We start from the raw sequence: 17426 nt of genomic DNA on the forward strand, positions 1-17426 counted from the left end.
GCGGCGGGCCCAAACAATGGCGTCAGGGTCCGAACCACGGGCCTCGGCAGCAACGAAGGCTTGGAGGGGGCTTGGGCCGACCGTGCATTCCTGGCAGCTGTGGTGCTGCAGGTTGACCATGGCCATGCGGTGACCTGCCTGGCGCCCCTTGACTTCGGCGGCCCGGACCAGGGCGACCGGGTGCTGGCGGGCGATCGAGAGGATGCCACTCTTGAGCATCTCATTGATGCTGCCTGACGACTTCCGGGGCGCTTACAACATCAATGAGATAAATTCGTCGATCAATGTGAAATGGAATCTCAGGGTCAGCGACAGCTGGCCGTTCCTGCCTTCTGGGTAGACAGCAAGGCGGCAGTGCCCAGAATCGGTAGACCTGAAGCCACCCGTTCGATCGTCGATGCCACTCCGCTCAGCCAGCGAATTTCCTGTGAGTCCAGAGCCTGAGGCGCTGCAGGACACCTATCAGGACTGTCGCGCGGCCCTGGTGTCGGCCAACCGCTCCCGCGGGATCCCCAGCCTGCAGACCACAGCAACCCAAGGGCCTTGCTGAACAAGGAGCACCGGATCAAGGGCACCTCCAAGCTCAGGAAGGCTGAACTGGCCAAGGCGGAAGGCGATTGGGAAGCCCTGGTGATCCTGCTGAGCAAGGAGTGGAGAAACTGCTCAAAGCACAGCTGATCTGTGATCAGGAGCGGTGCTCGCGCGCTACCCGGGATTTGAAACCTCGGCCGAGGAAGCAGCAGAATTGGTGGAATTCGCCAGCAATCTGAGGCGGGCCCTCAGGATCCTGCTTGGCTCAGAAAAGCATGAAGAGCGAACAAAACGACCGGCTTGTCTGGCGTTCACACCGCCACCGCCAGCTCCGGAACAAACGCCGCCGGGATCGGCTGCAGCCGCCGCCAGCGGATCGCCATGGGCCGCTCACCCTCATGGCTCTCATGGCGCGCAAACCCCAGGCACACGAACGGCGCTGTGACCGTGCCCTGCCGGCGCTGCTCGCGCACAAACAGCAGCACCCGCGATCCCCGCGCCGCGTGATGGACATACCGCTGCCCAGTGTCGGAGGCGGCTGTGGTGGTGCTCTGGCTTTCCCAGTGGAAGAGGGACGGCCCGAGGGCCAGGTCGCGGTAGCGGGTGGTGGGGGAGAAGAGGGCTTCGCTCTTGCGCAGGGTGACGAACAGCAGGTCGCACCGGCTGGGTTCGTGCCAGAGCACGCCTTCGCGGTGGATCCAGGGGGCGCGATCGGCCAGGGCCTCGGGGAATGGCGAACGTGGTGGTCAGTGACCTTCGTGGCCTGGTCTTCGCGGCTTCGCGATGATGAAGCCCATGACCACCACGCCGACCCCACTGGTGACCCGCGAGGCGGTGCTGGCGTTCACGCAGCGACTGGTGGAGCGCTACGCCCCCGAGAAGGTGATCCTGTTCGGTTCCCTGGCTCGTGGTGAGGGGCGCTGGGATTCCGATGCCGACATCCTGGTGGTGATGCCATTCGAGGGTCGTCACCTGGCCAAGATCCGTGAAATGCGCCGTCTCTGTCCGGTGCACTTCCCCCTGGATCTGCTGGTCCGTCGGCCGGAGGAGATAGAGATTCGCTACCGGGGGGGTGATCCTGTCGTGCGCGAAGCGCTCGACCATGGCGAGATGTTGCATGGCTGAACTCTGGTCGGCCGTGCCGGAGTGGATGGCCAAGGCGGAAGGCGATTGGGAAGTCCTTGAGATCCTCCTGACCAGGAACAGCCCAGGCTTACGTGATGCGGTGGTGTTTCACGCCCAGCAGTGTGTGGAGAAACTGCTCAAGGCTCGATTGATCCAGCTTGGACAGGCGGTCGACAAGATCCATGATCTGGCTGCCCTGTCTCGTCAGCTTGAAGCGGTGGATCGCCAATGGAGCTGGGACGTTGAGGAACTGGCTGATCTCTCCTCAGGTGCGGTGCTCGCGCGCTACCCGGGTTTTGAGACCTCAGCCGAGGAGCAGGACGATCTTGTGCAGATCGCCAGCAGGGTGAGGCAGGCCCTCATGATCCTGCTTGGCTCTGACAAGTCGGAAGCGTGAGCAGGCCGACCGGTGGGATTGGCGCTCAAACCGCCCACCCCGCCGTTATGCCAAGCAACAGCCTGGCAGCCACGCCGCCGGGATCTCCCGTTCCAGCCGCCACCCCGGGAAGGGCCCCGCCATCGACCGCTCGCCTTGGTGGCGCTGAAGGTTCTATAGGGCCTGGCCTGCTGGCCGCAGGAGGAGGAACCCAGCCTCAGGATGGGTGGAGAATCCCTCGATGGCCTCGACGTGAGCAAGCAACAGGGCCGCTGTTGCAGCATTGCCGGCGTTGCCGATAGCCAGGCAGATCACCTTGGGAGGAAAACCACGCGTCACGCTGAGCCGGAGAAAATCATCGTCCTTCGTCACCAACAGAGCACCATCAGTGCGGGCCCGCGCCCAGATCACCAGATCATCAGCGCCACCCAGGCCGAGCAGCCGCACATGGCTGGAATCGGGAAACCGATCCAGGATCATTGGTAGAAGCCGTTCTGAGAGGTTCTCGTCCAGGAGCAGGCAGACGCTCACGCCACCGATGAAGACAGCGTGACCAGGCAACGCTCGCGATCTGCCGCATAGGCAAGGCAGGCGAGCACGTCGTCGTGGCTGAGCTGAGGGAAATCCTCCAGCAATTCCGCTTCACTCATGCCGCTGGCCAGCGAACCGAGCACGTCCCCCACGGTGAGGCGCGTGCCGCGCACGCAGGGCTTGCCGAAGCGCACCGCCGGGTTGATGGTGATCCGGGACTGGATGTCCATGGATTAACGCTAAACCGCCAACCCCATCACCGGCAGCCACATCGCCGGAATCTCCCGCTCCAGCCGCCACCCCCTGGAAGGGCCCCGCCATCGGCCGCTCGCCCTCATGTCTCTCGTAGTGCGCAAACCCCAGGCACACGAACGGCTCGGTGACCGTGCCCTGCCGGGGCTGCTCGCGCACAAACAGCAGCACCCGTGAGCCGCGCGTCTCATGGTGGATGTACCTCTGCCCAGTGGCGGAGGCGGCGAGAGCGCGCAGACGGTCGGGATCGTCGCCATGGAGCAGGGCGGTGAACGAAGTGCCGCGGATGCCGTAGAAGTCGGCCGGGTCCATGGCCAGGGCGTCGAGCCAGTCGGCCAGACAGCTGGATCAGGCATCAGACCGACGAGCGCACTTCCACCCAGGGCTCACCATCACGAAGGCTGGCCAACGCCTGCCCAAGAGTTCGCGAAAGCACAGCTTGAAGTGCCTGGTTGGAACTGTTCCCCACGCGGAGCCAGATCACTTGGGGAGGGGGACCCTGCTCAAAGAGGAGATGCAGAAAGTCGCGATCTTTCGTCATCACCAGGGCTCCTGATGATCGGGCCTGCGCAAAGATCTCACTGTCATCGGCATTGCGGAGGCCCAGTTCTCGTACAGGCAGCACCTGGATCGGGGTGAATTGCTCAGTGATCCAAGTCGCCAGAGCGGGCGATCACTGCGCATCAAGCCAGAGAATCACGCCACCAATACAGGATGATTCAGCTCATGAGCGGCATAGATCAGCGCCGCCTGCAGATCTTCCGGCTCAAGATCAGGAAGCTCGCTGAGGATCTGATCAGGTGTGAGGCCAGCGGCATAGAGATCAAGCACATCGCTCACGCGGATCCGCATCACTCGGATGCAGGGTTTGCCGCCGCACTGGGCCGGGTTATGGGTGATGCGGGATTCAGCCATGGGAACACGCTAGCGGCTGCTGCCTGACTGATTCAAACCGCCAACCCCATCACCGGCAGCCACGCCGCCGGAATCGGCTGCTGCAGCCGCCAGCGAATCGCCATCGGCCGCTCGCCCTCGTGGCTCAGGTAGTCGGCAAAACCGAGGCAGTGAAACGGCATGGTGACGCCACCCCTTTTGTTTTCCTCGCGCACCAACAGCAGCACCTTGCTGCCCCGCTCGCGGTGGTGGATATAGCGCTGCCCGGTGGCGGAGGCTTCCCTGGTGAGGCTCTGGCTCTCCCAGTGGAACTCCCATGGGGAGACGGCGTAGTCGTTGTAACGGGTGGTGGGGGAGAACAGGCGCTCGGATTTCTTGAGGGTGATGAAGAAGACGTCGCACTGGGTGGCTTCGTCAAAGAACACCCCCTCGCGGCCGGGGAAGGGGCGGGCCTCGTTCAACAACCCAAAGGCGGCGAACACCTCGGAGCGGGAGTAGCGGCCGTGGAGTTTCAGGGGAATGGGAGGTGGTTCGGCGCGGCCCCAGTCGAGGGCGCCCACCAGGTGGTCGGTGCGCTCTTTCAGGAGCTCAACAAGCTCTACCAGTTCGGCGCGAAGGTGGGCGGCAACCCAGAGCCGGACGAGGGCCTCGGCCAGGGGCACGTGGTGCCGGCCGCTCCCCCACAGCTGGACCATCAGCATGCGCCAGCTGCGCTCGGTGGCGGAATCGAAGCCCGCCGGATCAGGCGCCATGGGCTGCTGCAGCTGATCCGCCAGCCAGCACAAGCGCTCGGGGGCATCCAGATGCAGCAGTCCTCCGGAGATGCCCCGCCCCAGCCGCTGCTCATCGGCGCTCGGCTCGCCCAGCGCCAACCACCCCAGCTCCCGCTGCAGCAACGCCCACGACTTCGCCACCCTGTAAAACTCCCCCAGCTCCATCCCCAGCCCCTCCAACACCCCCGCCAGCGAACAGCGCCCGAGGCTGCGGCATTCGGCTACCAGCTGGGGCCGCCGGCTGGGCAGCGACTCGCGCAGGTTGGCCAACACCCGCTCACTGGACACGCGATCGAGCTGCAGGCTGCAGCCGGCCGGCAGGAAGGGAAAGCCGGTTTCGATCTGCTGGCGCAGCTGGTCGCGCGTGCCGCCGAACAGGGCGCGGTAGCGGAGGTCGAAGCGGAAGCGGCGGTGGGCCTGGCCGATGAAGTCGAGAACGGTGAGGCAACTTTTTGACGGGTGCAGGCGCAGCCCGCGGCCGAGCTGCTGCAGGAACACAATCGCGCTCTCGGTGGGCCGCAGGAACAGCACCGTGTCGATCTCGGGGATGTCGAGGCCTTCGTTGAACAGATCCACGGCGAACAGGATCTGCAGCTCGCCGGATCGCAGGCGGCGGATCTGCTCGGCGCGCTGCTCCCGGGGGCTGGAGGCATCAAGGGCGGCGGCGCGCAGGCCGGATGCCACGAACTTGCGGGCCATCCAATGGGCGTGCTCCACGCTCACGCAGAAGCCCAGGGCCCGCATCGACTCCAGGTTGGTGACCTTGTCTGCCAGTTCGCGCAGGATCAGGCGCAGGCGGGCGTCGTCGGCGGTGTAGAGGTTGGACAGGGCTTCGCTGGCGTAGCCGTTGCGGCGCCATTCGATCCGCGAGAGGTCGGTGCCGTCGTGGAGGCCGAAGTAGTGGAACGGGCACAACAGGCCCTGCTCCAAGGCGCTCCAGAGGCGCAGCTCGGCGGCGATGCGGCCGTCAAACCAATGGAGGATGTCGTCGCCGTCGGTGCGCTCGGGGGTGGCGGTGAGACCCAGCAGCAGAACCGGCTGCAGATGAGCCAGCCAACGTGTGTAGCTGGGGGCTTCGGCGTGGTGGAACTCATCGACGATCACCACGTCGAACGTGTCCGGCGCCAGGTCCGCCGGATCCAGCCCAGCGAGCGACTGCACCGAGGCGAACACATGGCGCCACTGGTTGGGGCGCTGGCCATCCACCAGCAGCTCGCCGAAGGAGCCATCGCGCAGCACCTGGCGGAAGGTGGCGAGGCTCTGCTGCAGGATCTCGCGCCGGTGGGCCACGAACAGCAGGCTCGGGTGACCCGGACCGCCCTGGCGGGCGTAATCCAGGGCGGCGATCACGGTTTTGCCCGTGCCGGTGGCGGCCACCACCAGGTTGCGCCAGCGGCCATGGAGGCTGCGCTCGGCCGAGAGCTTGTCGAGGATCTCCTGCTGGTAGGCGTAGGGGCGGATGTCGAAGAAACTGAGCGGGGTGGCGTCCGCCGAATCCCCCGCCGAATCCCCCGCCGACTCCTCGCGCACGGCCCGATCAAAGCGGCGCTGCTCCAGTTCGCTGGCCCGGTAGGGCTCGAACTCGCCCTCCTCCCAGTAGCTCTCAAAGGCGGCGTGGAACTTGGACAGGATGCCCTCGTTGACGTGGGCGGAGAGGCGAACGTTCCACTCCAGGCCGTCGTGCAGGGCGGCGGTGGAGAGGTTGGAGGAGCCGATGTAGGCGGTGGAGGCCGGGGGTGAGCCCGAGAGGCCAGGCCGATGGAACAGCCAGGCTTTGGCGTGCAGGCGGGTGCGGCGGGTGTCGTAGCTCACGCGCACCTCGGCGCCGTGGGCCACCAGCCAATCGAGGGCGCGGCGGTCGGTGGCGCCCAGGTAGACGGTGGTGAGCACCCGCAGGCGGCGACGGGGCTGGGCCTGCAGGAACTCGCTGAGGGCTGGCTGGAGCAGGCGCAGGCCGCTCCACTTGATGAAGGCGCAGAGCAGGTCGATCCGGTGGGCGGAGGGGATTTCATGGATCAGCGCCTGCCCCACCGACGGTTCGCCCCTGGCGTTCACCAGCAGGGTGCTGTCGGCCACGGGGATGAGTGGGCGGATGGTTTCGGCCTGGCCGGGCAGGAGGGCCGTGGATCGGATCTCCGAGAGCAGCCGGGCGGAGGGGTGCAGGAGATCGCCTGCTGAGATGGCGCGGGGTGCCTGGCTCTGGAGCAGGCCCACCAGTTGGTTCACCAGGGCCAGCTGGTGCTCAGGGGTGGCGCCACCGCTTAGGTGTTCCAGGGCAATGCGGGCCAGATTCGCCAGGTGCCGGGCCAGCAGGCGCGGGGCTTCCTGGGGATCAAGGTCGTCGGTGGTGACCAGGGATTCCTGCAGCTCGCACAGCTGTTGTACCAGGCCCTCTGTGATGAGCTGCTGGTAAAGGCCGGGGGGTGGGGCCTGGTCGGGCATGGGTGTCCAGGCGCCTGTGCTGCGGTACTTGCCGTGGATCGCCAGCCAGGAATCGGACTGGGCTGTGGCGATGTTATGCGGATCCGGATAACGTGTCAGCCAGCATTGACGACCAAGGCCGGATGCTTGCTCCAGCGAGGGATCTGCTCAGTGAAGCTAAGCTCCTTTATTCGGCTTATGCGGAAGGAGGGATAGCAAGAGGGAGTTTATGCGGATCCGCCCAATCAGCGTTAGGCCCGCTACGCCGCTGGACAGTACGACAACTCGTAGGCAAAGTCGTGTTCAACGTTAGCCCGCGGAGTCGCTGGTCGGAAGGCACTAACTTCACGTGGCCTAATTGAGGAGGTCACCCCCTCATGAACCGGCTGAACAGTTCGACCGGGCTCACCTTCGGCGGCATCGCGCAAGCTCTGAGTTACCCCACTAAAAAGATCATCTTTGGTAAGCTTTGCCCCTCCAATCCGAACTACGATAACAGCATGATCACTTAGCAAAGGAATCACACCTGCCCATGCTTCACACAGGAACTGCCAGTATCGATCAATTCGGGTGTGTCTGTCATCAGGGTTCTTGCGCAGCTCAGGAAATGGTGCACCCCCTAGAAACCATAATCTTAGCCATTGGTCTTCGGCATAATCGGTAGTGTCCAGGTACGGAGGTGACGTCACAACTAGGCGCACCTTCCCGCAGATTTCCGGGAACGAAGCTGCTGAGTCTCTCGCATCAGCTTGGCGGACCATCCCCCTTATCTCGGCTGAGGGGGCTCTGAATCGAAACGTCGCGGTGTTACGGAGAACATCAAACGACCTCCGTCGTGGCGGTTGGAGCCCACGCTCAGCCCACCAGCGCATGGAGTAATCTGGTTTAGTGCTTATTGTGCGAGGCATTCGGTTGCTCAAGCAATAATCAGACCGGTGCGACTCTCCGTGGAGCACACCCAAGGTTAGGGCAGCGATAAACCGATCCACTTGATCGTGACGCCACTGGAGATGTTCACGAAGAAATAGAATCTCTGCCAAAGTATTGCGTTCATAACACGCTTCAAAGAATGGGCTAGGCGCTACTGATATTCTCGAGCTGCTGGTGAAGCTCTCCTCCAATTCATTTATTCTACTGAAGATCGATTGTAGTGATGGAGCTTCCGCTTTGGCACCTGCTATGCAAGCGGCTACAGGGTTGATGTCCACCCCGTACGAAGGACGGCCATGAAGTAAGCTCTCGAAGACTGTTGTACCACGCCCACAAAAGGGATCAAAAACTACGTCACCAGGGGCTGTATATGTAAGAACTTGATGTTCTACAAATTCCTCTGGGAACATGGCAAAGTAAGGACAAAGCGAATGAAAAGGATGTCTATTACTCATGCGGCGGATTTTGCTTCGTTGAGTGCACTGTCAATCCACTCTCTTAGAGCCGTAAGCGTATTACCACCTGATCGCGATGCCGAGCTCGTCAAGCGTCTTGCAGCTGCACCGACAATTCGCAGTCGGTCGATCACGAGGCCAAACTCCTGTTCGCGCAGCCAGGCTTGGGCTGATGCTACGGCTTCGAAGGCGGCTTCATTGCTTCCAGCACATTCATGATGCTGTGGGAAAGGAATGAATATTGCAGGGATATAGTGGTGGGTAGGCTGTTGTGAGAACCAGCTCAAGAACCTAGGAGTATCTGTTTTCACCGACTTGTTTGTCCAGTCGTTGCCAGAGGCGACTTGCCCGAATAACACCAGCTTACCCGGCCGTTTGTCGTCAAACTCACGCCAAGCAACAACATCAATTCCGGAGTCCTTTTCTCTGCCACTCGACCAGATGGGAACGCTGTCGTGAACCCTACCAAGCCGAAGTTGCCGGTTCAAGTCCTGCAAAGCAGGGCGGAAAGCAGTACCTTCCTTCCTTGGCCAGCCAAATGAAACCGAAACACCGCCAATCACATCAGCTGCAGCTTCGGAGGCAATCTCTTGAAAGTGGCGAGCCATCGCACGTTCCAAATCCGGAATGCTTTGGCCATGAATACGCCGATCACGGATGGCGCTTGTCAGAAGGCAGAAAATATAGCATTCCTGACCTGTAGAAGATTCAATGGATTGCCTGTCACGTGCCGAAACCCATCGAATGCTCCAGTTGGCGCCTCGGCTCCTGATCTCAAACGGGTAATAACTTCCGAGTACAGCGCTGCGATGCTCCAGTTCGTCGAGTACAACATCTGCTGCCTCGTGCCGGTCGTCCTCCAATATTTCACTTTCTAAACCGTCCCCGTTCGATGGGTCATATCGGACATCATGCCCGTCGTCGGCCAAACGATCATACAGACGAACAACTTCCGCTCGCGTTGCTACTCCACGACTAGCTGTAAGAGCCATAACCTCGAGCCAATCTGCCAGCCGGCTTCGCGTGTCCTGTGGCAGAGGACCTCTAATTGGCATTGTCATCCTCTCCCTGTTCAAGTCGCTCCCTTGTGGTTTTCATGGCCCCATGCAGGGATTGCACAGTCCTCCTCAGGTTGTCACCCGCCGTCATCAAGTCAGGGCGTCCATCGAAATTACCAACCAATCGCAGAGTATCTTCCGCCTGCTTGATAGTCAGCATCAGAGAGCGGCTGAATTGCAAGCTCTTGTCCTCTACTTGATCGTACGCGGTATGCAGGTCGCGAGTCGCCTCCAGCATTGTTCTGGCATTGTCGTTGCCAAGAACCTCCACCAAACGGTTCAGATCCGGATTCTGACTCGCTACCACTGAGGGCTCGTTCCTCTGCCCATATAACCAAGACATAAGCCGTCGAAGCTCATCACTTCGCTCTGTTGGCACTGGCTGCACTGGCAACACCTCAGACAGATTGTCATCCGACAAGCCAAGGTAAGATCTTACATTTGGCCTTGCGACAGCTGTATAAAGGTGCGAAAATGGGAATGACTTTTTAGTGGTGTCCTCGCGGTTGAAGCCCTCTGCAAGTGCCTGTTGAAGGACATTCCATCCGTTTACAAGTCGTCGGATTGTGTTATGATTATCTCCTAGGCGCCGGCTAACATGATCGATAGTTGCACCGTCACTTAGCCACTCCGCAGCATACTTTGCTTTGGCCAATGCATCCCACTTAAATGGGCCATTGATGTGCTTGAAACCAATGAAGTCACGAGCGTCGCTTCGCGAATTCACGTGGCGCACGCGCACCATCTGAGGCAGTGACTTTGGCCCAGGATCTTCCGGAAGCTCAATGCCAAAGCGCTCACGAGTTGCCTCGTTGGCCAAGATTCGAAGTGCGGCAAGTCGACGATTGCCCTCAAGGACGACGTTGTCTTGCTCAAGGACAATCAGTGGTTCGTAGTCCAGCCACCCAGAGGTCAAAATCGATTGAATAAGCTCTTGAATATCCGCGTGGTCGAGCAGATACTCCAGAACATCTTCTTCGGTTTCAAATGACTCGTCAGGAATCCGCGGATTCTGGAGATCAAGGCGCAGATTTTCGGGCGCCTCCCATTTGTCACTGTTGATTGGAGTGCTTTGGGTCACGTTGTTTACGCCTCGTGAAATCGAGTTATCAGGCGAAGCTGTGTTCATTCGAATAGAAGAGTGCCGTTTACCGCTCTACGTTGATTCTTGCGCCGTAGACTGTAGAGTTACTAGAGGCGCATCCAACGACGCGGCTATTGACTAGTGCGTCGATAAGCTGGACCATACAGCCAGCTGGATCTGTTCTTCGTTCCATACGGTGAGGGTGCTGCGGCTGCAGCTGCAGCGATGGCATAGTGAGTTGGAAAACTGGTCATCTTCATCGCTTACGTGCGAGTAAAGCTTAGGTTTGTTCTAGCCACTCTAATGCCTTGAGCGTGCGGGTACGCACCTAAAGCTCTGCGTCAGAGCCACCCCAAAGTGCGGGTCCACGAGATTGACGGCCTGGATCTTCGTAGCTAAGTGCAACCATGCGTCGACTCAGACCCAGAAAAGGACGCGACCAATCTCAGCAGATATCGAGCTTCCTTGGCTGTAGGTGCTCAGCTGGATTGAGGTGCTGCACCGGCATGAAACGATGATCGGACTGATCACGGAGAGCTGAGCTTTATTGCGCTGGTTCGTATTAGACCAAAGTTTTTTGTTGTATTCGTTGATCGAGATGTAGCTAGGTGAATCGACAGTCTGCGGAGAGCCAGGCGCCGTGAGGTCAATCAATATGCTAAAGAGAGCCAAGGGCGCCTCCATTACGAGACCGACACTTGAGGAGCATTAGGAAAAGCGCATCCGGCCAATGGTGATCCCGATGCAATCCTACTTGTAGATGAGCAGATAGATCACATGGTTCCTTTGATGGCTTTTCGAAAGCTTCCAAACTCGCCAAGAAGAAGAGTTTTACTTCAATCCGAAACGCTTCTGATGCGCTCGATTACGTCAGACTATTCGGATCTGGCTGGCATTATCGGATGCATACTGTCTTGCTCAAATGAGGAATCACATTCTTATTCGGATGTATAAGGGCCCTAACACGGCCATGCACCTGAGCCGCCACCTGAGGGTTGTTCAACACATTTGCCTCTCTCTGCGGCCAGGCGATGGCAAGCGTTAGGCATGCTGGGAATGCATTCTTAGATGGCTCTCATGAATCATGGATTCCTGTCTCCTGACGCAGAAGGGTGTCGTGAGAACTTTGAAAGAGTGTCTTCAGTCCTCGCCAGCGGGTACCTGCAGCTGCTGGACGTTCACTATAGGGTTCTCTACTCGCTCAAAGTCCCAACCAGTGGCGAACCTCTATTCACAGCGCTGCTGTTTCTTCGCGCCCTTGAATTCTACCAAGCCGCCTATATTCTCGTTTCACGTGGGATGGAGAACTCGGGCAGAGTAGTTGTTCGCAGTTTGGCGGAAACCGTTTTCAATCTCTGCGCTATCGTCCATCATCCGGGAACTCTTCAGCAGCTTGCAAATACGGCAGAACTTGAGCGCCTGAAGACCATAAATAGGGCTCAGCAATCAACTCTCAAGTCCATGAAGGACTGGTCCAATAGACCTGAGATGCAAAAGATCCAGTCAGAGCTGTCGGAGATAGTGAACGAACAGAAGATACGCCGGCTTACCGTGGAGGAGATAAGCCGTCGAGCCGGAATGCACAGTTGGTACGACACAGTGTATTCCTTTCTTTCTCAGACCTCGCATTCCCAGTTATCAGACCTTGAACGACATGTCCAGCTCGATGCTCGTGATGTTGTCGCGGGTATTCTCAATGGACCAGAGTTTGGCTTCTCCACCATGCTCCTTGGCGCTTCCGTTGAGGCAATGGCACATGCCTTGGATGCGCTTGGTTCAGTATACGATCTGGATCTAAGAGCTGAAACTGCAGAGCATTCTGCATTTCTCCGCTCGATCTTTGATTTACCTGAGACACAAGATGATGCCTAACACCGCCATGCACCAGAGCCGCCTCCGTCGGGTTCTATCTTATTCACAGGCTACTTGCGGCCAGGTGATGGCGAGCGTTAATACAGCAAGTGATTCCCCTCAAATCTGGCCTGTAGCAGTTCAAGCCGGTTCATCAGCTTTTGCAGCTTCTGCTCCTTCCTTTTCTTGGCACTTGGTGGCCCATCAAAATAGCTCATTTCATTGCTTAGGAGATAGTCAACAAATTCTTTGGGCTCGCAAGGCTTTGAGCCCATCCACTTGTGGAAGTTTCGATGAATACTGCTGCTGATGGCGATTAGATTTTCTTCATAGGCTGCCAGGTCAGGCCTTGAGCTGGCATCGAACAGATGATGCGCCTCCAGTTCAACTGGATGCTGATCGGAGGCAGACGGTTTGTGGCCGGAGACGGCACAGCCAGAGCCATCTTTGCGAAGTGCCCTCTGACGAACTTTATCCTTCGCGGCCTTTACCCTTGCTTCATGGCTCTCAAGCAGTTTTCGCTGAACTTCAAAGCACTCTTCAGCTACATCGGCAACGGCTGTAACCCATGCCTTTCGCGCTTTTGTGATTCTGCCTTTATCCCTCATCGTCTTCGCCAGGCGCACGATGCCGCGCTGGCTCCAATGGCGTTGGTCTTTGCCCTCAAAGCTATCAAAGTGTACGCCGATCTCTAATCCCTCGGCACCATCTAGTCCAGAACTTTCTTCCTGGATCCTTGTGATGGTGCCAGCCATTCCTTTGCCGTTGGTGCCTAGCACCCTTACAACAGAGCGCTGTTCAAGAAAGACTAGATCCCCCCGGATCTGGATGGCGCTTCGATCTTGGGTGACTTGAATAATACGACGCTTGACAAGTGTACGTGTCACCCTTGCACGATGGTGGGTAAAGAACTCATGAATCTTGGCCAAGATGCTCCCACCTTCCTTCTCCTCCAGGTATTTCGCCAGAGCCATCACGCCTTCTTCGTAAAAGCGGCGGCTGCGAGCTTGGCCTGGTTCGTACTCAAAGAATTCCCCCTCGATCAGCTCCCATTCATCATCATCATGAGCATCAAAGAACTCGCAGATGCCCTTGAGCTTCTTGGCGCTGATTCCAAGAATTCTGGCGGTCTCCTGAAAGGAGAAGGCATCACGTGATCGCTTGGATGTCGTCGTCATCGGCTCGTTCAGAGGAATGCAAGAAGGGAGTCACGCATTTTTTGGAGCCGCTCCATCACGCGCGGATCACCGCCAACATCAGGATGGTGCTCCTTGGCAAGCCTGCGGAAGGTCTCTTTGATGTCTTCGGCAGTGGCTGTTGATGGATCAAGTGAGAACACATGCCACGGCCTGAAATTCTCCAAAACGTCGATACCGTTAATGGAAGTTTTGCCAGTCTTGCCACGCTCGCTCTGGGGAACTCCAACCCACTCCCGATAGAGTTTGAGCCAATCGGCCTTGGTTTTGAGATCAAAAGTACGGCCCGCCATCGCAAGATTGAACTCACTTGACTTACGCAGCTCCGTGGCGTTCTTGCTGCCAAACACCTTGCACACTGCCGTTTTGAGCTCTGTCAGCGTGAGAACCGGTTCAGGAAACGGCTTTCCGTTGATGAACTCTGCGAACGCCAACAGGCTTTCGGTGTCAGGAGTGCCAGCTGAGAGGATTTCATCGATCCTTGCCAAGACCGCTGCTCGATCGAGCTTCTTGCGCGTTGGCGTCTTGGTGGCCACGGCTCAGTAGTGCTGTTTGCCCTTGATAACTCCCCGAACGCCCCCACGGGGGGAATTGTCATCACCTGTTCGCCGTGGGATCAGATGCCAGTGCGCATGACACACCGTCTGCCCCGCCGCTTCGCCTGAGTTCAGCCCCCCTCTTGCGTTGAGCAAACCAGCCCAGCCGCTGATCGTGGCGTCCTGGGCACGCAGCTGCTCCCGCCGCAGCTTCAGCAGCTCCACCACGGCGTTCCACTCCGGCTGGTGCAGCTCCAGCCCGTCGGCCACGTGCCGACGCGGGATCACCAGGCTGTGCCCCTCGCTCACCGGGTAGGCATCGGCGATGCAGAGCGCCAGCTCGTTCTCCAACAACACGCGGCCGCTGCCCTCCAGCGCGCAGAACACTCAGCACGCTTCGTGGTGGCCGTAGCTGTCCGGCACAGCGCGGAAGTCAGTGCGCCCTCTTGCGTAGGCAAACAGCCGTCGCGCTTGTCGGCATTGAAGCGGAAGCAGAGCGCCTGCAGGTTGCTGATGGCGTCGGAGCCGCCCTGGTTCCTGGGGTTGATGTGATCCACCTCCAGGGCCTGCTGGTGCTCGTGGGCGCCGCAGCACTCGCAGCGGCCCCGGGCTGCGGTGGCGGCTGCTGTGGACAAACACTTCCTCGCCGCGCTGCTCGCGGAAGGCATCGCGGCGCTGGCGGCAGAGCTGCTGCAGCGCGCCCCGCTCGGCGTCACTGAGCTCATCGCCTCCGATCAGGCTGTAGGCGCCGTTGACGTAGGCGGTGATGCCATTGCCGGTGAGCACCTTGCCCACCATGCGTTTACCAGGATCCGCCGGGCCAAGTCCTGCGCTGGGGCCGGGCTGCGGCGGCCAAGCAGTTCCAGGAGCAGCAGCGGTTGGTCGATGGGGCTTATGCGCATCTGCTTGGCGATGTAGTCGCGCAGGCGCTGGTAGGTGGCGGAGGGGCTCGAGGCCATGGGGGCATCCTGGCCTGGGAGGAGAGGGCTGGTGCGGGGTGTGACGCGGGTGGAACTTGTATGGGGAGACCCACCAAGGACCCATGTCAGCGCCAAATCCAGCCGATCGTCATGAGCCTCTGTGCCGCTTAGGCTGGAAAACCCAGGGAGCCGCCATGACAGACCAGCTTGGTCGCATCACTATCGACCCTGAGATCTGTCACGGGAAGCCAACGATCCGCGGGTTGCGTTATCCCGTGGAGATGATACTTGAATTGCTGTCTGCAGGAATGAGTGCGTCGGAAATTCTTGCCGATTACCCTGATCTTGAGTCAGTCGATATCACAGCAGTGCTGGAGTACGCAACTCAGCTTTCACGAGTTCAGCGCATTGAACTTCTCTCTGCATGAGAATCCTGCTGGATGCCCAGCTGCCTCGATCTCTTGTTCGGCCTCTAGAGGCATTGGGATGCGATGTTCTGCATACCCTTGATCTACCAGCAGGCAATCGCAGCTCCGATCGGGTGATTTCCGCCATCGCGGATCGTGATCAACGTGTTGTCTTCAGCAAGGATGCTGATTTTGTTCGCAGTCATCTGTTGCGCGGCACTCCAGCCAGGCTCCTGATTGTCGCCACAGGCAACATCTGCAACCCAGATCTCACTGCGTTGCTGCTTCGTGCTCTGCCGGAGCTGATCCATCTGTTCGAAAGCCACGTCCTCATTGAGTTGAGTCGGAAGGCATTGGTTGTCAGGTTCTGAACCTCAGCTCGTTCTTCAGCAGCACCCGGCCGCTGCCCTCCAGCGCGCAGAACACACAGCCCGCCTCGCGCGGGATGCCGCTTGCCGGCATTGCAGTGGAAGCAGAGGGCCTGCAGGTTGCTGAGGTCGTCAGAGCCGCCCTGGTTCCTGTGCACGATGTGGTCCACCTCCAAGGCCCGCTGGTGCTCATGGGCTCCGCAGCACTCGCAGCGGCCTCTGGCGCGAGTGAGCACCTGGACTTTGATCGAGCCGCTGATCGCCGTGCGGTGGCGGCTCCTGTGGGCGAACACCTCCTCACCCCGCTGCTGGCGGAAGGCATCAAGGCGCTGGCGGCAGAGCTGCAGCAGCTGGTCGCGCTCGGCGTCGCTCAGCTCCTCGCCGCCCACCAGGGCGTAAGTGCCCTTCTCGCAGAGGGTGATGCCGTTGCCGGTGAGCACCTTGCCTACCATGGGCTTACCAGGATCCGGCGGGCCACGTCCTGCGCGGGGGCGGGGCTGCGGCGGCCCAGGAGTTCCATGAGCATCAGGGGCTGATAGACGTGGCTCATGCGCATGCGTTCGGCGATGGTGTGCCGCAGGCGCTGGTAGGTGGCGGAGGGGGCGGGGGCATGGGGGCATCCTGGCTGGGGTGTGACGGGGGTGGCACCTGTCAGGAGGACAACAGCCCTCTGGACTTCTGGCCTGCTTCGTTTTGCTGACTGCATTGGCTCTAAAATCCATGCCATGCCCCTTTGGAGGCCTCGGCTGGTGGCGGCGAATCTTCCCCTGGGCCAGATGAGTCTGGAAGACAAACTTGAGGCGATGGAAGTCCTATGGGCGGATCTCTCCGCCACGCCCGATCAGGTCCTATCGCCTGATTGGCATCGCGATGAATTACGGCGGCGCCGCAACCAGCTGGAGCAGGGTTCCGCCCGGTTTCAGTCTTGGAACGACGCCATGACTGACCTCAAGGCCGAGCTTCGTGGATATCAGGCTCCTTGATGCGGCCACCGATGATCTACGTAACGGTTGGTTGTTCTACGAACTTCAGTCACCGGGGCTGGGCAATCGCTTTTTTGATGCCGTCGAAGCTGATGTTCAATCACTGACTGTCTATGGCGGCATTCATCTTCAGGTCGATGGGTTTCATCGCATGTTGATCAGGCGGTTTCCCTTTGCGCTTTACTACGTGATAGAGGCGACGAGTATCGACATCTACGCCATCCTCGATTGTCGTCGCGATCCGATCTGGATTCGCGCTCGCCTTGGGGCGACTCGGCCTTCTCCATGAGGCCGAAGAACAGGGCCTGCAGCATGCCGATGGCCTCGGAATGCGTCGAGACGTTCCCAGCAGAGCTCAAGCAGTTCGTCGCGTAGTGGCTCCGCCACGCTGGCCTTCGGCCAGGTACCGCCATCGCTCAACTCGTCGCCGCCGATCAGGCTGTCGTGGCCATCGCCATAGGCGGTGATGCCGTTGAAGGTGAACCCGGCCCACCATGCGCTTCCCAGAATCCGCCGGGCCAAGCCCTGCGCCGGGGCCTGGCTGCGGCGGCCGAGCAGTTCCATCAGCATGAGCGGTTGGTCGATGGGGCTCATGCGCCTGCGCTCGGCGATGAACGCGCGCAGGCGAAGCAAGGCAGCAGAGGGGCTGTTGGCCATGGAGTGATGCTGGCGGCTGCCGGGTAACCGGGCCAGGTTTGGTTTTGGGCGGCCCGTCAGGCCATCGCCCCAGCTGGG

Annotated in this window: 22 protein-coding genes and 3 pseudogenes; 9 read left to right on the plus strand and 16 right to left on the minus strand. The window is 59.9% G+C overall.

The window, feature by feature from the left end:
* Positions 1 to 102 precede the first annotated feature (102 nt).
* Positions 103 to 237 (plus strand): hypothetical protein, encoded by a 135-nt coding sequence (locus ACWJIO_RS01525; RefSeq protein ID WP_480310929.1) that lies wholly within the window; start codon positions 103 to 105, stop codon positions 235 to 237.
* A gap of 306 nt (positions 238 to 543) precedes the next feature.
* Entirely contained in the window at positions 544 to 678 is a 135-nt protein-coding gene (locus ACWJIO_RS01530; RefSeq protein ID WP_480310931.1) for a hypothetical protein, read from the plus strand.
* 164 nt (positions 679 to 842) lie between these two features.
* Here ACWJIO_RS01530 and ACWJIO_RS01535 read toward each other — a convergent pair.
* Positions 843 to 1250 (minus strand): annotated as a pseudogene (locus tag ACWJIO_RS01535) (DUF3427 domain-containing protein); the annotation flags it as partial.
* Between the two features lie 76 nt (positions 1251 to 1326).
* Here ACWJIO_RS01535 and ACWJIO_RS01540 point away from each other — a divergent pair.
* A complete protein-coding gene (locus tag ACWJIO_RS01540) occupies positions 1327 to 1656 on the plus strand; it encodes a nucleotidyltransferase domain-containing protein (RefSeq protein ID WP_480310932.1) in 330 nt (109 codons plus the stop codon).
* Complete coding sequence (locus ACWJIO_RS01545) at positions 1649 to 2053, plus strand: HEPN domain-containing protein (protein WP_480310933.1); 405 nt, start codon at positions 1649 to 1651, stop codon at positions 2051 to 2053. Before ACWJIO_RS01540 ends, ACWJIO_RS01545 begins: the two co-directional genes overlap by 8 nt.
* Before the next feature lie 153 nt (positions 2054 to 2206).
* On the opposite strand, the gene ACWJIO_RS01550 is transcribed toward ACWJIO_RS01545, so the two are convergent.
* The 9 genes and pseudogenes from ACWJIO_RS01550 to ACWJIO_RS01590 all read right to left on the minus strand — a co-directional run bounded on the left by ACWJIO_RS01550 (position 2207) and on the right by ACWJIO_RS01590 (position 10475).
* Positions 2207 to 2563 carry a DUF5615 family PIN-like protein gene (locus ACWJIO_RS01550; RefSeq protein WP_480310934.1) on the minus strand — a complete coding sequence of 119 codons (357 nt, stop codon included), beginning with the start codon at positions 2561 to 2563 and terminating at the stop codon, positions 2207 to 2209.
* Positions 2560 to 2793 (minus strand): DUF433 domain-containing protein, encoded by a 234-nt coding sequence (locus ACWJIO_RS01555; RefSeq protein WP_480310935.1) that lies wholly within the window; start codon positions 2791 to 2793, stop codon positions 2560 to 2562. Before ACWJIO_RS01555 ends, ACWJIO_RS01550 begins: the two co-directional genes overlap by 4 nt.
* A 9-nt stretch (positions 2794 to 2802) precedes the next feature.
* A pseudogene (locus ACWJIO_RS01560) lies at positions 2803 to 3040 on the minus strand (hypothetical protein); the annotation flags it as partial.
* 130 nt (positions 3041 to 3170) lie between these two features.
* Entirely contained in the window at positions 3171 to 3479 is a 309-nt protein-coding gene (locus ACWJIO_RS01565) for a DUF5615 family PIN-like protein (protein ID WP_480311500.1), read from the minus strand.
* Positions 3480 to 3511: 32 nt separating this feature from the next.
* The gene (locus tag ACWJIO_RS01570; RefSeq protein WP_480310937.1) at positions 3512 to 3730 is read right to left on the minus strand and encodes a DUF433 domain-containing protein; all 219 of its coding nucleotides are present in this window, start codon (positions 3728 to 3730) and stop codon (positions 3512 to 3514) included.
* A gap of 32 nt (positions 3731 to 3762) precedes the next feature.
* Positions 3763 to 6924, minus strand: a complete 3162-nt coding sequence (locus ACWJIO_RS01575; protein ID WP_480310939.1) for a DEAD/DEAH box helicase — start codon at positions 6922 to 6924, stop codon at positions 3763 to 3765.
* A gap of 239 nt (positions 6925 to 7163) precedes the next feature.
* Positions 7164 to 8288, minus strand: a complete 1125-nt coding sequence (locus ACWJIO_RS01580; protein WP_480310940.1) for a DNA methyltransferase — start codon at positions 8286 to 8288, stop codon at positions 7164 to 7166.
* Positions 8285 to 9217: a hypothetical protein gene (locus ACWJIO_RS01585; RefSeq protein ID WP_480310941.1), complete on the minus strand. Its 933-nt coding sequence runs from the start codon at positions 9215 to 9217 to the stop codon at positions 8285 to 8287. Before ACWJIO_RS01585 ends, ACWJIO_RS01580 begins: the two co-directional genes overlap by 4 nt.
* Before the next feature lie 115 nt (positions 9218 to 9332).
* The gene (locus ACWJIO_RS01590) at positions 9333 to 10475 is read right to left on the minus strand and encodes a ParB N-terminal domain-containing protein (protein ID WP_480310942.1); all 1143 of its coding nucleotides are present in this window, start codon (positions 10473 to 10475) and stop codon (positions 9333 to 9335) included.
* A gap of 1089 nt (positions 10476 to 11564) precedes the next feature.
* On the opposite strand from ACWJIO_RS01590, the gene ACWJIO_RS01595 reads away from it, so the two are divergent.
* Positions 11565 to 12302 carry a DUF5677 domain-containing protein gene (locus tag ACWJIO_RS01595; RefSeq protein WP_480310944.1) on the plus strand — a complete coding sequence of 246 codons (738 nt, stop codon included), beginning with the start codon at positions 11565 to 11567 and terminating at the stop codon, positions 12300 to 12302.
* 77 nt (positions 12303 to 12379) lie between these two features.
* Here ACWJIO_RS01595 and ACWJIO_RS01600 read toward each other — a convergent pair whose 3' ends face one another.
* Genes ACWJIO_RS01600 through ACWJIO_RS01615 form a run of 4 tightly spaced genes read right to left on the minus strand, consistent with a single transcriptional unit; the run spans position 12380 to position 14811 of the window.
* Positions 12380 to 13459: a hypothetical protein gene (locus tag ACWJIO_RS01600; RefSeq protein ID WP_480310945.1), complete on the minus strand. Its 1080-nt coding sequence runs from the start codon at positions 13457 to 13459 to the stop codon at positions 12380 to 12382.
* An 8-nt stretch (positions 13460 to 13467) separates the two neighbouring features.
* Complete coding sequence (locus tag ACWJIO_RS01605; protein ID WP_480310947.1) at positions 13468 to 14013, minus strand: J domain-containing protein; 546 nt, start codon at positions 14011 to 14013, stop codon at positions 13468 to 13470.
* A 3-nt stretch (positions 14014 to 14016) separates the two neighbouring features.
* Positions 14017 to 14400 carry an HIT family protein gene (locus ACWJIO_RS01610; protein ID WP_480310949.1) on the minus strand — a complete coding sequence of 128 codons (384 nt, stop codon included), beginning with the start codon at positions 14398 to 14400 and terminating at the stop codon, positions 14017 to 14019.
* Positions 14401 to 14811 (minus strand): hypothetical protein, encoded by a 411-nt coding sequence (locus ACWJIO_RS01615; protein ID WP_480310951.1) that lies wholly within the window; start codon positions 14809 to 14811, stop codon positions 14401 to 14403.
* A 316-nt stretch (positions 14812 to 15127) separates the two neighbouring features.
* On the opposite strand from ACWJIO_RS01615, the gene ACWJIO_RS01620 reads away from it, so the two are divergent.
* Positions 15128 to 15361, plus strand: coding sequence for a DUF433 domain-containing protein (locus tag ACWJIO_RS01620; protein ID WP_480310952.1), 234 nt, complete (start codon positions 15128 to 15130; stop codon positions 15359 to 15361).
* Positions 15358 to 15618: pseudogene (locus ACWJIO_RS01625) on the plus strand (DUF5615 family PIN-like protein); the annotation flags it as partial. The gene ACWJIO_RS01620 and the pseudogene ACWJIO_RS01625, both read left to right, overlap by 4 nt.
* On the opposite strand, the gene ACWJIO_RS01630 reads toward ACWJIO_RS01625, so the two are convergent.
* Positions 15543 to 15878, minus strand: coding sequence for an HNH endonuclease signature motif containing protein (locus tag ACWJIO_RS01630; protein WP_480311501.1), 336 nt, complete (start codon positions 15876 to 15878; stop codon positions 15543 to 15545). The pseudogene ACWJIO_RS01625 and the gene ACWJIO_RS01630 overlap by 76 nt on opposite strands.
* On the opposite strand from ACWJIO_RS01630, the gene ACWJIO_RS01635 reads away from it, so the two are divergent.
* Together ACWJIO_RS01635 and ACWJIO_RS01640 are read left to right on the plus strand one after the other, a co-directional pair.
* Positions 15786 to 16244: a hypothetical protein gene (locus ACWJIO_RS01635; RefSeq protein WP_480311536.1), complete on the plus strand. Its 459-nt coding sequence runs from the start codon at positions 15786 to 15788 to the stop codon at positions 16242 to 16244. The genes ACWJIO_RS01630 and ACWJIO_RS01635 overlap by 93 nt on opposite strands.
* 240 nt (positions 16245 to 16484) lie before the next feature.
* The gene (locus tag ACWJIO_RS01640) at positions 16485 to 16691 is read left to right on the plus strand and encodes an addiction module protein (RefSeq protein WP_480310953.1); all 207 of its coding nucleotides are present in this window, start codon (positions 16485 to 16487) and stop codon (positions 16689 to 16691) included.
* A gap of 213 nt (positions 16692 to 16904) precedes the next feature.
* Here ACWJIO_RS01640 and ACWJIO_RS01645 read toward each other — a convergent pair whose 3' ends face one another.
* A complete protein-coding gene (locus ACWJIO_RS01645; protein ID WP_480310954.1) occupies positions 16905 to 17348 on the minus strand; it encodes a hypothetical protein in 444 nt (147 codons plus the stop codon).
* Positions 17349 to 17426: the final 78 nt, after the last annotated feature.

The organism is Paraciimarium castrense LEGE 11436, from assembly GCF_056633055.1.